Below are 14,390 nucleotides of genomic sequence, written 5' to 3' on the forward strand. Positions count from 1 at the left end.
TTGCCGCCTCAAGGAAGCGGTTCGTCGTTTCTGCGTTTCGACGGATGCTCACACCGCTCCAGGCCACCACGAGGCGCAGGCCCGCTTGGCTCGACAGCGGGCTTGAGGCCACGCTGACCCATGCACGAAACGGGCCGCGCGACCGGATCCGAGCCGCCGCGGCGGAGCGAGCGCCGGCTCACGCGGGAAAGGCGCGATTGAGCAGATCGTAGTTCACCAAGGGCCCCAGGGCGGCCGGGATGCCGCCGCGCTTGATCTCGCCGGTCTCGATCAGAAAGTCGGCGGTGTCCGACAGCGCCTTGAGGAACGGTGCGGTGTTCGCCTTGGCCGTGCACCCCCAATATTTCGGGCCGAGCTGCTCCTGGAACGTCGGATAGGACAGGCCGGCGAGGGTGTCCCGTAGGGGCTCGAACGGTGCGCCGAAATCCTCGGCCAGGGTTCGGGCCGTGCCCTCGGGATCCGCCCGGTAGCGATCGAGCTGGGCCTGCACGGTCCGCAGCCAAGTGATCACGGTCTCGGGCCACCGCTGCGCGAAGTCCGTCCGCACCACTGCGGAGTTCCAGAAGAGGAAGCCGTGCGGCTGGAGATCGCCGGAGACGAGGAGCTGTCGTCCGCCCGAACCGAGCAGGTCGCCCCAGAACGGCCCGTTGATGTAGGTGCCGTCGATGTCCCCGCGCTTCCAGGCGGCGATCGTCTCGGGCTGGCCGAGCGGCAGGCGCTTGATCGCCGCGGGGTCGAGCCGGTTGATCCGGATCACCGCGTCCAGAGCACAGGCCATGGTGGAGGACGGCGCCACGGCGATGCGCTTGCCCTCCAGCTGCTTGATCTCCGTGATCTCGGGCCTGACCACGAGGCGTTCGCTGGTCGCCACCACCTCGGGCGAGCCGAGGATCTGGATCGGCAGCCCGCGGGCGAGGCCAGCCACGATCGGCGCACTGCCGAAGATCGCGAGGTCGAGCCTGCCGGCCGCGAGCATCTGCAGCGCCAGCCCGCCCGACGGAAACGGAAACCACTCCACCCGCGTGCCCAGCGCGGCCTCGAACGCGCCGTCATGCCTGCCGATCACCCAGGCCCGGGGAGCTGTCAGACGGCCGATTCGGACCAAGGTGGGCTTTGCACCCGGCTGGGCGCCGCCGCTTCCCGACCCGGCAAGGGTTCCGAGCGCGCCCGCGCCGAGCGCCAGCACGCCGCGGCGGGACGGGTTTGTGCGACCGCGCGTCATCGGTCGTTGCCTTGGCGGTTCGGGCGCGCCCGTCCGACCGGCCCCTGCTCGCGGGCGGCCCGGAAGGGACCCGGACTGCCGATGCGCCACCGTGCGATGTCAGCTTTCCCATACACGCGGTCGATCCCCCTGCGGGATGGAGCCGTGCGGCGGAGGACGGCTCGAAGCAGCAGCGGATACAGTGTGATCCGGCAGCCGATCAGGTCAACGGGATCGACTGTGCATGTCGAACGCGCTCGCGTAAAGGCCCCGATTTTTACGTTATAAAGTCGGCAGCATTGCTTAATCGATGAAAAATGCAAATCATAGCGTAGTTTCTATACATCTGTCCGGGTAACAAATTTCTACCAATCGAGTCTCACAACAGAAAAATTCCAGTTCAGCCAATGCCGTGACGCCGCGGGCATCACGAAAGCGGACACGCATGTCGTGATCCGTCGCATGCGCCGGGGTATGAACCCGTTCGCGAGGAACGTGATAACCTGTGCCTTTCCGTCCACAGAGGGACCGGTTTTGCCCACGGATCGTATTGTCCTGACCGAGAACATCGCGTCCACGGCCCGTCAGGTCTTCGCGCAGGCGGGGCTCGACGATGTCCAGGTGCTCTCGCATGCCATCGGCCTGCCCGACGCGCCGCGCATCGCCGATACCAACGTGCTCGGAATCCGGTCCCGGACCAAGATCACCGCCGAGCTGCTGGATGCGCTGCCGCAGCTGACCGCCATCGGCTGCTTCAGCGTCGGCACCAATCAGGTCGACCTCGAGAGCGCCCGGGCCCGCGGGCTGCCGGTGTTCAACGCGCCGTTCTCGAACACGCGCAGCGTCGCCGAGCTCACGATCGGCGAGATCGTCATGCTGCTCCGGCGCATCCTGCCCCGCTCGGCCTCCGCCCATGCAGGCGGGTGGGACAAGTCGGCCTCGGGATCCTTCGAGGTCCGCGGCAAGACCCTCGGGATCGTCGGCTACGGCAATATCGGCTCGCAGCTGTCCAATCTCGCCGAGGCGATGGGCATGCGGGTCATCTTTCACGACCTGACCGACAAGCTGCGGCACGGGAACACCGAGCCCGTGGAGAGCCTGGAGGCCCTGCTCGCCGCCAGCGACGTCGTCAGCCTGCACGTCCCCGAGACGCCCGGGACCCACGGGCTGATGGATGCGGACCGCATCCGGTCCATGAAGCCCGGCGCCTACCTGATCAACAACAGCCGCGGGACGGTGGTGGATCTGGACGCCCTGGCGCAGGCGTTGCGGGACGGGCGTCTCGGCGGCGCGGCGATCGATGTCTTCCCGGTCGAGCCGACATCCAACGCGGAGCGCTTCGTCTCGCCGCTTCAGGGCCTCCCGAACGTCATCCTGACCCCGCATATCGGCGGGTCGACCGAGGAGGCGCAGGACCGGATCGGCGCGGAGGTCGCCCGCAAGCTGGTCGATTACGCGCAGACCGGCTCCACCCTCGGCGCCGTCAACTTCCCCCAGGTGCAGCTGCCGCCGCGCCTGTCCGGGGCGCGCTTCCTCCATGTGCACCGGAACGTGCCGGGCGTGCTCGGCAAGATCAACGCGATCTTCTCGAGCCGCGCGCTCAACATCGATGCGCAGTACCTGCAGACCGACGGCGAATACGGCTACGTCGTGGTGGACGCCTCGGTGCAGCTGCCGGAGGCGGATGCGGTCCTCCAGGCGCTTCGAGGCATCGACGGCACGGTGCGGACCCGGCACCTCGCGCCGCGGGCGGCGTGAGCGGCGTGAGCGGCGCAGGCCAAAACCCGTCTTTCCGCGACCGCATCCCGTATTCGACAGCGCGCCGAAGCTTTGCTTTCCTGAATTCAAAATTTCTGGCAGCTTAGGAGGCCTTGAACGCGGGCGGAGCCGGGCTCCGCCGCCGTTCGGGACCGGGATCGTTCGTCGCCGCGCCGGAGCCGTCCGCGGCCGGCGCCGCGCGACGTCCAAGGGAGACCTTCACATGCCGCTGCCTTCGTCGAGGCCACGCTCGACCCTGACCTCCCTCGCCGTGATCGCGGCGGTCTGCGCCGGCGCGACCGGCGCGCTCGCCTACACCGCGGGCTGGCTCTCGCCCGACCGCCTGACGCCGACGAAGCTCGTCGACGCCCTCGCGCCGCCAACGGGGCCGGTTCCCGGGTATCGGCGCAACCACGCCAAGGGCATCTGCTTCACCGGCGTGTTCGAGGCCAATGGCAACGGCACCGCGCTCTCGCGGGCCCAGGCCTTCGAGACCGGGCGCCATCCGGCCCTGGGGCGGTTCAACCTCGGCACCCCCAATCCCGGCGCCGCGGATGCCACCGTCCGGGTGCGGGGCTTGGGGCTTCAGATCACCGCGGAGAACGGCGCAGTGTGGCGCACCGCCATGATCAACGCCCCGGTCTTCCCGGTCTCCAACCCGGAGGCCTTCTACGCCCTGCTGCGGGTGCCTGCGAGCAAGGAGCCGAACGCGATGGCGGCCTTCGTCGCGGCGCATCCGGAATTTTCGGCCTTCGGGGCCTGGGCCAAGAGCCCCGACTGGACCGCGAGCTACGCGCAGGAGCCCTATAACAGCCTCAACGCCTTCCTGTTTACCAACGCGTCCGGCGCCGAGCAGGCGGTGCGCTGGTCGTTCCGTCCGCAGGCGCAGGCGGAGCGGATCACCCCCGAGGACCTCGCCAAGCACGGCGAGGCCTATCTGGAGCAGGAGATCACCGAGCGGGTCGCGGCCGCGCCGCAGCGCTGGAGCCTGATCCTCACCGTCGCCGAGCCCGGCGACCCGACCGCGGATCCGAGCCGGGCCTGGCCGGAGGGACGGCGCACCATCGAGGCCGGCACCCTGGTGGTCGAGCGCATCGAGCCCGAGGCGGACGGCCCGTGCCGCGACATCAACTTCGATCCGACGATCCTGCCGGACGGCATCCGGGTCTCCGACGACCCGTTCCCGGCGGCGCGCTCGGCGGCCTACGCGAAATCCTACGATCTGCGCACCGCGGAGGCGAAGGACTATCCCAAGCGCACCTCGGAGGCGCAGCGATGACACCCGACGCGAAGCGCTTCACGGGGCTCCAGCGGCTCCTGCACTGGTCGATGGCCGTGTGCATCATCGCGATGTTCTTCATCGGGGTCGGCATGGTCTCGACGATCATGCCGAAATACGTGCCGCTGCTGGCGACCCATAAGTCGCTGGGCGTGGCGATCTTCGTCCTCGCCATCATCCGCCTGGCGGTGCGGGCGCGAAGCGGGACGCCGCCCCTGCCGGCGGACCTGCCGGCCCCGATGCGGCTCGCCGCGCACTTGTCCCATTACGGGCTCTACGGGCTCATGGTCGCGATGCCGCTGCTCGGATGGGCGATGCTGTCGGCCGGCGCCTACCCGGTCGTGCTCTACGGCGGCCTCCGGCTGCCCGCGATCCTGCCGCAGAACCCCACGCTCCATACGGTGCTCTGGAACGCGCATTCCTACCTCGCCTTCGCGTTCTTCGCCCTGGTGCTGACCCATGTCGCGGCGGCGCTGTTCCACGCGCTGGTGCGCCGGGACGGCGTGTTCGCGGCGATGGCCCCGGTCGGATCGCGGAGCGGCGCGACGACCCGGTGAGCCGGTATCTGCCGTTCGGGACGCGGCGCTAGCGCAGCACACCCTCCGCCAGCGCGCGCTGGATGCCGCGCACGTCGGCCCCCTTCTTCAGGGTGCGCTCGATCGGCTGCGGCGTGCCCGAGACCCAGATCTTGAGCTCGGCGTCGAGGTCGAAGGTGCCGGCCGTCTCCACCGAGAAGCGGACCACCGCCCGGTAGGGGATCGAGGTGAACTCGACCTTGCTGCCGGTGACGCCCTGCACGTCGATCAGGATGATCCGGCGTTCCGTGAACACGAACACGTCCCGGATGATCTTGAACGCCAGGCGCGCGGTCTCGCCATCGATCAGGATGCCCGCGAGCCGCCGCTCCAGGGATGCGACGTCGACCTCGCTGCCGTGGCCGAGCAATCCGTCCAGCAAACCCATGGCTCGCACGCTCGCTTCGCCTGTTCCGGGGCCGACACCATGCCGTCCGGGATCCGCGCCGGCAACAGGGCGGCGGTCCCGACCGGCCCTCCGACGCGTTGGCGTTTCGCAGGGCCGGCGCTAAAGCCCCCGGCATGTTCGATGACGCAGCCGCTCGGCGCTATCTCGCTGGCCTGGCCCCGGCGGCCCCGGGCTCGGTGCGCTGGCTCATCTATGACCAGGCCCGGCAATGGGTGTCCGTGATCGACACGGAGCTGGCCGCGCTGCGGCGGGATTGCGCGCATGTTCTGAGCACCCTGCCGGAGGAGGACCCGGACGCGTCCCTCGCCGCGGCGATCCGTGAGTTCCTCGCCGAGGGGGCCGACCGTGCCCCGCACGTCATCGCCCTCTCCTGCGTCGTGCTGATGCAGAGCACGGGCGATCGCGACGCGGTCTTCGCCCAGGTCCAGTCCGGCGTCATGGCGACCCTCGTCGACGCCGAGGCCGTGGTGGTCAGGCCCGTCGCCGCGTGACGCGCCGGCGGCGTGTCCCCTGACGGATTGCCGCGCGCGATCACCGGCGTCTCGACGCGGCCCCTTCGCACTTGGATCCGCGGCCTCAGGCGACGACGAGGTTGAGGGTCCGAGTCGCGGGGGCGATGGCCACGCGCCGCCCCCAGTCGAAGGCGAGGAAGTCCTGCTCGATCCCGTCGGCGAACACGACGCCGCCCTCGTTCATCCGCGAGGTCACGGTGAGGGACTCGGCAGCGAGCTTGCCCGCGCGCAGGCCCGTCGCGGTGGCGACGCTGGCGAACGGCTCGCGGACCCAGTAGCCGACCGCCGCCTCCTCGACGCCGACATCGAGGGCGATGTGGGTCGCCTCGGCGATCGACCGGGCCCAGCCGGTCAGGCCGGTGCCCGACGCCACGATCAGGCCGCTCGACGACTGGTCCTCGGCCCGGCCGTGATCCTCGATCCGGTAGCGGGCGGATTGGTGGCTGCGATGGCCGACGAAGATTTCGTTCAGGGCGAGCAGCCGCTCACCGCCGTCGAGCATGGCCTGCACCATGGTGCGGCGCTCGATCGGTGCCGCGCCGGCGATGCTTGCCGGCAGCAGGGCGCCGAGGCGCTCCACGGCGGCGCGGGACAGCACGCCGTCGTAGAGGTCGGGCGCCGGATTGACGCCGACCACCGGCTGCCCGTCGAGATATTTCGCGACGTTGGCCACGAGCCCGTCCTGGCCCACCGCGACCACGACGTCCTCGGGGGCGAACAGGAAGCGGTCGAGGTCCGGGCGCCGCACCAGCGCCTGCCGCCACTCGGTCGGCACCGTGGCGCGGGCCTGGGCGAGGACCGCGTGGAAGCGCGCGTGGCGGTCCTCGATCGCCGCGATCGACTGCCCGCGGCTCTCCAGGAAGAACCGCACCTGGCCCCGCGTCGCGTGCCGGGCGAGCAGCAGCTCGTAATCGGTGTCCCGGATCACGAAGACCACCCGGGGCGTGACGGAGGGCATGGCACGCCTCCTCAGCGCGGCGCGACCGGCAGGGGCATGGCCCGGCGGAACTCGCCCAGGGCCGACGCTAGGAGATCGGGCGTGACGTTGAGGTGCTCGATCGTGTCGAGCTTGCCAGCCAGCTCCCGGGCGGCCAGCCCGAGCAGGACGGTCGGCGGCATGTCCCGGTAGATCGCCGCCCGGCGCTGCTCGGCCTCGATCGTGGCGCCCTGGACCAGCCGGATCCGCTCGGCCTCAGCCGCCGCCTCCAGCCCCTGGGCCTCGGCCAGGCCGGCGGCACGATCGCGGGCGTTCTGCGCCTCCTGGGTGATCAGCAGCGTCTCGCGCCGGGCGAGCTCGGTCTTGGTCGCGAGCTCGTTCTCCGCGATGGCGCGCTCCTTCTCGACCGCGAGGGCGCGACGGGCGAAGGTCGCCTCGTCGGCCTTCTGCTGCAGGGCCTCGAAGGTTGGGGTCTGCAGGGCGCGCTCCAGCTCGCTCGTCGGCGCCAGGTTGGTGAGCCGCACGGAGACCACCGCGACCCCGATCTCGGCGAGGGCCGGGGCCTCGGCCAGGACCGCCTCCAGGGTGAGGCGCAGCGGCTCGGGGCCGGCATCGAGCAGGGCGCCGATCGGCTTCGCGCCGAGGTGCTGCAGCACCGCCTGGCCGGCGATGCCGTTGAGGCGCGCCTCGATCCGCTCGATCGGCTCGCCCTGCAGGCGCCCGGTGGCGAGGTTGATCGAGAAATCGACGCGGGTCGCCAGCAGCTCGGGATCGACCACGTGCCAGCCGATCGTCCCCTGGACCGCCACGGTCTGGAAGTCCCGGCTACGGCCGCGCACGAACAGCGTCGTCTCGCGGTCGTCCACCGGCACCTCGCTGATGCTCGCGGTCTCCGGCCGGAACCAGAAGACCAGCCCGCGCCCGCTCTCCCGGACGCGGCCGCCGCGGTAGCGGATGATGTGGCTGCTCGCCTCGCTCCTCAGCTGGGCGATGAGGCCGATATTGCGGATCGTTGCCATGACATCCTCCTGGCGGGTCAACGGGACGGTCGGAACCGGTAGAGCTCGGCCGGGCGGAACGCCGTGCCGGCCTCGCGCGCGCCGGTCGGCTCCAGCCAGCCGCGGTCGAGCATGCGGCGGCGGAAGGCGGGCTTGTTGAGCGGGGTGCCCAGGATCGCGGCGTGCACGTCCTGAAGCTGCCGGAGGGTGAAGTGCTCCGGCAGGAGCGCGAAGGCGACGTCCGAGTAGTCGAGCTTGCCGCGCAGCCGCAGCACGGCGAGCGCCAGGATGTCGGCGTGGTCGAAGGCCAGCGCGCGCGGCTCTCCGCGCTCCGACAGGGCCGAGACCGGGCCGCCAGCCTCGCCCGCCCAGGGCACCGCGAGGGTCGCGGCCACCAGCCCCTTGCCGCTGTCGAGCGCCGCGGCGAAGGCCGGCTCCGGCAGCAATGCCAGATAGGCCACGGAGACGATGCGCATGCGCGGATCGCGGTCGAGGGCGCCGAAGGTGTAGAGCTGCTCGAGCCGCGCCCGGGCGATCCCGGCCTTCTCGCGCAGCACGCGCTCGGCCGCCGCGTCCAGGGTCTCGGCGATGCCCACGAAGCCGCCCGGCAGCGCCCAGCGCCCGGCATGGGGATGCTGCGTGCGCTCCGCCAGGAGCGCGGTCAGGCGGCCCTCGCATAGGCCCAGCAGGACCAGATCGACGGCGAGCGCCGGCCGCTGGAAGGCGGCTGGGTCGTATCCGGCGAGGAATTCGGACTCGGTCATGGCATCAACTATGCTCAATTTGAGCATAACTAAGACGCAGATTGCGCATAAGTCAAGCGCCCCGCTGGCCCCGTCGCGCGGCGTCGGAGGGCGGACATGTCCGGACCCGGGCCGCACCGATCCGCCGGGCGGCGACCGGCCTGTGCGGTTGCGCGCCGAACGATGGCGAAGCTTCTCGTGGCCGCCGAATCCGGCGCGGGAGACCTGATGTCCGAGCCGCCCTCGACCCGCCCGCGCCCGAGCCGCCGCCGCACGCTCCGGACGAGCTCGGCTCCTACGCGCGGGAGGGCGTGGCCTGGATCGAGGGATGCGACCTCACCCTGCGCCCCTTCTTCGGGACCGCCGGCGCGATCTTCGCCGACCGCACCGAGATCACCTGGGATTCCGGCCTGTCGCGCCTGGTGTTCCGCGAGGCCGAGCGCATGGACGCGCCCTTCGCCCAGTCTAGCAGCGTCGCCGTCCCGAGCCAGTCGGGCATGATCTACCTGGTGACCAACTGGCACGGGCAGCATCGCCTCGCGGTGCTGTGCCGCCCGAACATCCAGGGCGAGATGTACGGCATCCTGACCACGCTCCATGCCGACCGCGGCACGCAGCTCGCCCCGGCCGCGGCACCCCTGGCGCTGATCCCGGAGCGGACGGCGGCGGACTTCGCCTACGGCCGCATCGCCCCGCAGGAGCCGGGTCACGCCCGGTACCGGGCCTATCTCGACCGGGTGCGCGAGGACGGCTACGCGGCGTTGTTCACGGACGTCTCCTGATCCGCAGGTCAGTTGCCCTCACCTGTGACACCGGCCTCGGGACACATGCCGCGCGATCGCCTGTTTCCTCTTCGGACACAGACGAAAGACCCCCATGATCAAGTATATCCTCGCCGCGGCATCGGTCGCGGCGCTGACGACGCCTGCCCTGTCGCAGGTGATCGAGACCCCCACGAGCACCACCGTGATCGTCCCGCCCGGCGCGCCCGGCGTCGTCACGCGCCAGCCCGGCTCGACCGGAGAGGACGAGGCCGCAAGCTACTCGCCGACCGGCCGTGCTGCCGACGGCATCGCGGCCGACTCGGCAGCGGCGGGCAACGCCAACCAGCCCGCGCGCGTCGGCACGACGGGGAGCGGCGGCGGCGGCAGCGGGAATGGTGGCGGCGGCTGAACCGGCCCCGCTCGAACCGACCCCGTCGCGGCGCGCGCCGGACGGGGTTTTTTCGTCCGCCAGGACCAGCCAGAGGCCCCGGAGTACCGGGTTTGAAACCGTCGCCCCCTCCCCCCGAGCGGTGCCGCATCGAACGATGCCGGACGCCGCTGCCCTGAAAGGCGCCCCGTGCTGCTTCGCTCCGAGACCCCGCCGCCGCCCGGCAACCTGCATGTCGCTGAGCCGCCCGCTTCGGACCGGCCGACCACGGCCATGCTCAAAGCCGACATCGACAGCGGCGCCACCGGTGACAAGATCGCGGCCTACGATCCGGGCCTGTCCCAGCTCGGGACGGATGACGAGGCTGCGGGCAACCCGCCATCGCCCGAGCGGATCGCGCTGGCCCGCAAGACCCAGGCGGCCTCCGCCAGGGTTCGGAATGCGGCGCGGCCGCGCGGGCTGGATGCCTGGATCGTGCTGGGGTTCGGCGGGTTCATCGGCGGCATCGGGGTCGTGCTGAGCACCGCCATCTGGCTCGGACGGTGACCGCGCAGCGCGCCCGGTGCGTGTGGATCGGTCAGGGGCAGCTGCTCTGAACACCCCGGATCGCGAAGCGATTCTTTTGGCGAATAGGGCGGAACACAACCAGAACGATAAATATCGTCTGAACCATCGACGTTACGGAGGTTTAACCCAGATCAAAGTCGGTCCGCGGGCCGCCCACATCCCCAGAACGTTCGGGCCCACATCCGACCATGCGCACACTCGATCTGCACGCCCCCACCTTCGGGTCCTCTCACGATCCGATCCTGCACGGCGTCGCCACCGGGCTCGCCGATCTGTTCCCCCCGGTCGACCATCCGGCGGGCCTGGTGGACGAGCCCGCTATGCCGTCAGACTTCGCTCTCGCGCCGGACACGCCGCCGGACGCCGAACTATGATGGTACGGCGACGGCCCGGCTGACCGGCAACCCGGAGGCCGGGCGCATCAACGGCCCCTGCGGCGTCATCCCGCTTCGGCGGGCTGCTCGATATTCGAGGCGACCGTGAAGCCCTCCCGATCGAACACGTTGTAGATGATTGCAGCGGGCTCCAGGCCGAGGCCGGCGATATGCGCGACCGCCGCCTCCTTGGCGTCGGCGACCGTGTCGAACGGCTCGGGCAATTGGTACATTTCCGGCAGTTCCTCCTCACCCGCGCTCTTCACGGGCGGCGTGGTGATTTCGACCGTATAGGGCATGGAAGTGCCTTCCTGACGTCCAGTGGAACCTGCCGCGGACCGTGGGCCGGACGACGATCGCAGACCAACCCAAAGGTGCCGGAGCCATTCGCCCCGGCCGGCTTCCGTCCTGGCCTGCGATCGATCCCGCCAAGACTCGCGTCGATGCGATTGGTAACGCACGGATACGGAAAACCGTTGCTCAATACGGCTTCGCGCCGGCAAACGTCTTAACCCTGCCGCGGAAACACGATGGTGCCGGGCGCTCCGTCCCTGGCCGCCGGGCACGAGGCTCAACCCAGGCGGGTGCCGCGACGGCCGATCGCGCAGAGCTTCCACCGGCAGGATGTGCTCTCGCGCACCTCGCGGGAAGCAGCCCGGGCGTATCCAGGGCTGAGGCCGTCTCCGCCCCCTCGGACGGCCCGATCAAGCGGCGCAGTGACCTCCCCGGTTGCTGCGCCGTTGTCGTTCCAGGTCCGTCGAGCTTGAGGGTCTCGCGCCAGGCGGCGCGTCCACCGAGCCCCGGTATCGGAGCGGGCCGAAAGCGCTCCGGGGCGTGCACGGGTTCGGCGTGCAAGGGTTCGCTAACCGAAGCCCCCCACCTTCGGGCTCATGTCCAAGCGAACGATCCGAACTGCGAGAGGCGTGCTCTGGGTCGCGGCCCTCGCGCTCTGCTGTTTCTCGGCCGTGATGCTGGCGAAGGCCAACCGTCCCGTGGATCGGCCTGCCGCGTCTCCGGCTGCCTCCGATCCCGCAACGACCGGGGCGATCGAGCAGGCTCCGATCCGATGGTGCGGGGCCGCCCCGTGGTGCCGCTGACCCGCGATCCCTTTCACGCCGCAATCCCTTTCACACCGCCCGACGAGGACACCGTGCGAACCTGGATCTCTCTACCGATCGTGCTGATGCTCAGCCTCGCGACGCAAGCGCACTCCCAAGGCCTGGAGCGCGGCGCGCGGGATGGTCGGGAGCGCGGCGAAGCCATCGCGGGTCCTCTGGGCGCTGCCGTCGGCGGCGCGATCGGTGCCGCAGTCGGCACGGCCAACAACATCCTGGGCATCGACCGACGCGACCGCTTCCGCATCTACGTGCTCGGCGAGCGGCGCCCGTCCTTCGCCTATGCGGGACCGGTGCGGGTCGGAACCGTGCTGCCGGAGGACGGCGTGGTCTATTACGACGTACCGCCCGAGTTCGCGCTTCCGAACTACAATTACACGATCGTCAACGACCACCCCGTGCTGGTCGAGCCGCGGACGCGCCGGATCGTCGAGGTCATCGAGTAGGGCCGGGAAGCATCGCGGCGCGCCCCGCAGACGACGGGGCGCGCTGTCAGGAGGTTACTTCAGGCGCGCGGCAGCCCAGGCGATGTGGTCGGCCATGAAGGTCGAGATGAAGAAGTACGAGTGGTCGTAGCCCTCGCGCATGTTGAGGGTCAGCGCGATGCCGGCCTTCTTGCAGGCCTCCTCCAGCAGCCAGGGGCGCAGGCCGTCCTGCAGGAAGCTGTCGGCGGTGCCCTGATCTACCAGGAATTCGGGGAAGCGCTTGCCGTCCTCGATCAGCGCGGTGGCGTCGTGGGCGCGCCAGGCGGCCGGGTCGGAACCGAGATACTTCTCGAAGGCCGGCTTCGACCAGCCGGCCGTGGAGGGCTGGGCGATCGGCGCGAAGGCGGAGCAGGACTTGAAGCGCTCCGGGTAGGTCAGCGCGATGGTCAGAGCGCCGTGGCCGCCCATGGAATGGCCGAAGATGCCCTGGCGGGTCATGTCGGCGGGGAATTCCTTCGCGATGAGGGCCGGCAGCTCCTCCGTGATGTAGCTCCACATCCGGTAGTTCTTGTCATAGGGCGCCTGCGTGGCGTCCAGGTAGAAGCCGGCGCCGGAGCCGAACTGCCAATTGCCTTCCTCGTCCGGGATGCCCGGGCCGCGCGGGCTGGTATCGGGGGCCACGATGATCACGCCGTGCGCGGCGGCGGCGGCACGGTACTCGCCCTTGTCCATGACGTTGGCGTGCGTGCAGGTGAGGCCGGACAGGTACCACAGCACCGGGACCGGGCCCTTCTCGGCCTGGGGCGGCACGAACACCGCGAAGGTCATCGGGCATCCCGTGGTCTGCGCATCGTGCTTGTAGACGCCCTGCGTGCCGCCATGGGCGCGGGCTTTCGAGACGGTTTCCATCGGCTGTGATCTCCTGCGAGTGGGCTGAGACGATCGTCTTCAGGAATGCGCGGCGCTCCTCCCTCTTGCGGGGAGGAGTTGAAGCTGGGGGTGGCTCAGCCGGCCTCGGCCGGGAGAGGGTCACCCGACCACCCCCGCCCCTGCCCCCTCCCCGCACGGGGAGGGGTGGTGATGGTCAGTAGACGACCACGGACCGGATCGACTTGCCCTCGTGCATGAGGTCGAAGCCGTGGTTGATCTCGTCCAGCGGCATGGTGTGGGTGATCAGATCGTCGATGTTGATCTTGCCCTCCATGTACCAGTCGACGATCTTCGGCACGTCCGTGCGGCCGCGGGCGCCGCCGAAGGCCGAGCCCTTCCAGACGCGGCCGGTGACCAGCTGGAACGGACGGGTCGAGATCTCGCGGCCGGCCTCGGCCACGCCGATGACGATCGACTCGCCCCAGCCGCGATGGCAGCACTCGAGGGCCTGGCGCATCACGTGGACGTTGCCGGTGCAGTCGAAGGAGAAGTCGGCGCCGCCGCCCGTGAGATCGACGATGGCCTGGACCACCTTGTCGGTGCCGACCTCGTTCGGGTTGATGAAGTCGGTCATGCCGAACTTGCGGGCCATGGCCTGCTTTTCCGGGTTGATGTCGACGCCGATGATCTTGTCGGCACCGACCATCCGGGCGGCCTGGAGCACGTTGAGGCCGATGCCGCCGAGACCGAACACCACCACGTTGGCGCCGGGCCAGACCTTGGCGGTGTAGATCACCGCGCCGATGCCGGTGGTCACGCCGCAGCCGATGTAGCAGATCTTGTCGAAGGGGGCGTCTTCACGGATCTTGGCGAGCGCGATGGCGGGCAGGACCGTGAAGTTCGAGAAGGTCGAGCAGCCCATGTAGTGGAACACGGTGTTCGCGCCGGAGGGGCTGCCGCCGGTGGAGACGCAGGAGAACCGGCTCGTACCGTCCGGCATAACGCCCTGGCCCTGGGTCGCACGAATCGCGGTGCACAGGTTGGTGCGCTGCGACAGGCAGGACTTACAGTTGCGGCATTCCGGCGTGTAGAGCGGGATGACGTGGTCGCCGGGCTTCAGCGTGGTGACGCCGGCGCCGACCTCGCGGACGATGCCCGCGCCCTCATGGCCGAGGATCGCCGGGAACTTGCCCTCGGAATCGAGGCCCGAGAGGGTGTAGGCATCGGTGTGGCAGATGCCGGTGGCCATCAGCTCGACGAGAACCTCGCCGGCCTTGGGCCCTTCGATGTCGATGGTCTCGATCGTGAGAGGCTTCTTGGCCTCCCACGCGACCGCAGCGCGCGTCTTCATCACCTGTTCCTGTTGTCTGGACGATCACGGACGGCGCCGAACTGCCGACTCTTCGGCGCGCCTCGCCCAAGGGCGGCACACCGAACGGTCCGAAAATCTGGCGTGTGTTTGATGCTTCTCGCGC

16 protein-coding genes and 1 pseudogene are annotated in these 14,390 nt (G+C 70.1%); 9 read left to right on the top strand and 8 right to left on the bottom strand.

Features of this window, described 5'->3' with window-relative positions:
• Positions 1-178 precede the first annotated feature (178 nt).
• Complete coding sequence (locus AKJ13_RS12920) at positions 179-1,222, bottom strand: ABC transporter substrate-binding protein (protein WP_082316939.1); 1,044 nt, start codon at positions 1,220-1,222, stop codon at positions 179-181.
• 513 nt (positions 1,223-1,735) lie between these two features.
• Between AKJ13_RS12920 and serA the strand changes: the two genes are divergently transcribed.
• From serA to AKJ13_RS12935, 3 genes are all read left to right on the top strand, one after another.
• Entirely contained in the window at positions 1,736-2,959 is a 1,224-nt protein-coding gene (gene serA / locus AKJ13_RS12925; RefSeq protein WP_144426238.1) for a phosphoglycerate dehydrogenase, read from the top strand.
• 223 nt (positions 2,960-3,182) lie between these two features.
• The gene (locus AKJ13_RS12930; RefSeq protein ID WP_050733707.1) at positions 3,183-4,238 is read left to right on the top strand and encodes a catalase family peroxidase; all 1,056 of its coding nucleotides are present in this window, start codon (positions 3,183-3,185) and stop codon (positions 4,236-4,238) included.
• Positions 4,235-4,795: a cytochrome b gene (locus AKJ13_RS12935; RefSeq protein ID WP_050733708.1), complete on the top strand. Its 561-nt coding sequence runs from the start codon at positions 4,235-4,237 to the stop codon at positions 4,793-4,795. The genes AKJ13_RS12930 and AKJ13_RS12935 overlap by 4 nt, the downstream gene beginning before the upstream one ends.
• Positions 4,796-4,823: 28 nt before the next feature.
• On the opposite strand, the gene AKJ13_RS12940 is transcribed toward AKJ13_RS12935, so the two are convergent.
• On the bottom strand, positions 4,824-5,201 hold the full coding sequence (locus AKJ13_RS12940; RefSeq protein ID WP_050733709.1) for a PH domain-containing protein: 378 nt from the start codon (positions 5,199-5,201) through the stop codon (positions 4,824-4,826).
• Between the two features lie 134 nt (positions 5,202-5,335).
• Between AKJ13_RS12940 and AKJ13_RS12945 the strand changes: the two genes are divergently transcribed.
• Positions 5,336-5,713, top strand: coding sequence for a hypothetical protein (locus AKJ13_RS12945; protein WP_050733710.1), 378 nt, complete (start codon positions 5,336-5,338; stop codon positions 5,711-5,713).
• Between the two features lie 85 nt (positions 5,714-5,798).
• Here the strand turns inward: AKJ13_RS12945 and AKJ13_RS12950 are convergent, their stop codons facing one another.
• Genes AKJ13_RS12950 through AKJ13_RS12960 form a run of 3 tightly spaced genes read right to left on the bottom strand, consistent with a single transcriptional unit; the run spans position 5,799 to position 8,433 of the window.
• The gene (locus AKJ13_RS12950) at positions 5,799-6,692 is read right to left on the bottom strand and encodes an NAD(+)/NADH kinase (RefSeq protein WP_050733711.1); all 894 of its coding nucleotides are present in this window, start codon (positions 6,690-6,692) and stop codon (positions 5,799-5,801) included.
• Positions 6,693-6,703: 11 nt separating this feature from the next.
• Positions 6,704-7,690 carry an SPFH domain-containing protein gene (locus AKJ13_RS12955; protein WP_050733712.1) on the bottom strand — a complete coding sequence of 329 codons (987 nt, stop codon included), beginning with the start codon at positions 7,688-7,690 and terminating at the stop codon, positions 6,704-6,706.
• A 17-nt stretch (positions 7,691-7,707) separates the two neighbouring features.
• Positions 7,708-8,433 (bottom strand): NUDIX domain-containing protein, encoded by a 726-nt coding sequence (locus AKJ13_RS12960; RefSeq protein ID WP_050733713.1) that lies wholly within the window; start codon positions 8,431-8,433, stop codon positions 7,708-7,710.
• A gap of 251 nt (positions 8,434-8,684) precedes the next feature.
• Here AKJ13_RS12960 and AKJ13_RS12965 point away from each other — a divergent pair.
• The 4 genes and pseudogenes from AKJ13_RS12965 to AKJ13_RS12980 form a co-directional block, all read left to right on the top strand.
• A pseudogene (locus tag AKJ13_RS12965) lies at positions 8,685-9,194 on the top strand (transcriptional regulator); the annotation flags it as partial.
• Positions 9,195-9,288: 94 nt separating this feature from the next.
• Positions 9,289-9,585 carry a hypothetical protein gene (locus AKJ13_RS12970; protein WP_050733714.1) on the top strand — a complete coding sequence of 99 codons (297 nt, stop codon included), beginning with the start codon at positions 9,289-9,291 and terminating at the stop codon, positions 9,583-9,585.
• 168 nt (positions 9,586-9,753) lie between these two features.
• Entirely contained in the window at positions 9,754-10,110 is a 357-nt protein-coding gene (locus AKJ13_RS12975) for a hypothetical protein (RefSeq protein ID WP_050733715.1), read from the top strand.
• Positions 10,111-10,319: 209 nt separating this feature from the next.
• The gene (locus AKJ13_RS12980; protein ID WP_050733716.1) at positions 10,320-10,505 is read left to right on the top strand and encodes a hypothetical protein; all 186 of its coding nucleotides are present in this window, start codon (positions 10,320-10,322) and stop codon (positions 10,503-10,505) included.
• Between the two features lie 65 nt (positions 10,506-10,570).
• Here AKJ13_RS12980 and AKJ13_RS12985 read toward each other — a convergent pair whose 3' ends face one another.
• Complete coding sequence (locus AKJ13_RS12985) at positions 10,571-10,804, bottom strand: hypothetical protein (RefSeq protein ID WP_007564517.1); 234 nt, start codon at positions 10,802-10,804, stop codon at positions 10,571-10,573.
• An 851-nt stretch (positions 10,805-11,655) separates the two neighbouring features.
• Between AKJ13_RS12985 and AKJ13_RS12990 the strand changes: the two genes are divergently transcribed.
• On the top strand, positions 11,656-12,066 hold the full coding sequence (locus AKJ13_RS12990) for a DUF1236 domain-containing protein (protein ID WP_064774621.1): 411 nt from the start codon (positions 11,656-11,658) through the stop codon (positions 12,064-12,066).
• A 54-nt stretch (positions 12,067-12,120) separates the two neighbouring features.
• Here AKJ13_RS12990 and fghA read toward each other — a convergent pair whose 3' ends face one another.
• On the bottom strand, positions 12,121-12,954 hold the full coding sequence (gene fghA / locus AKJ13_RS12995; protein ID WP_007564514.1) for an S-formylglutathione hydrolase: 834 nt from the start codon (positions 12,952-12,954) through the stop codon (positions 12,121-12,123).
• Positions 12,955-13,129: 175 nt separating this feature from the next.
• The gene (locus AKJ13_RS13000) at positions 13,130-14,266 is read right to left on the bottom strand and encodes an S-(hydroxymethyl)glutathione dehydrogenase/class III alcohol dehydrogenase (RefSeq protein WP_050733717.1); all 1,137 of its coding nucleotides are present in this window, start codon (positions 14,264-14,266) and stop codon (positions 13,130-13,132) included.
• Positions 14,267-14,390: the final 124 nt, after the last annotated feature.

This window comes from Methylobacterium sp. ARG-1 (genome assembly GCF_001262595.1).
Lineage (GTDB): Bacteria > Pseudomonadota > Alphaproteobacteria > Rhizobiales > Beijerinckiaceae > Methylobacterium > Methylobacterium brachiatum.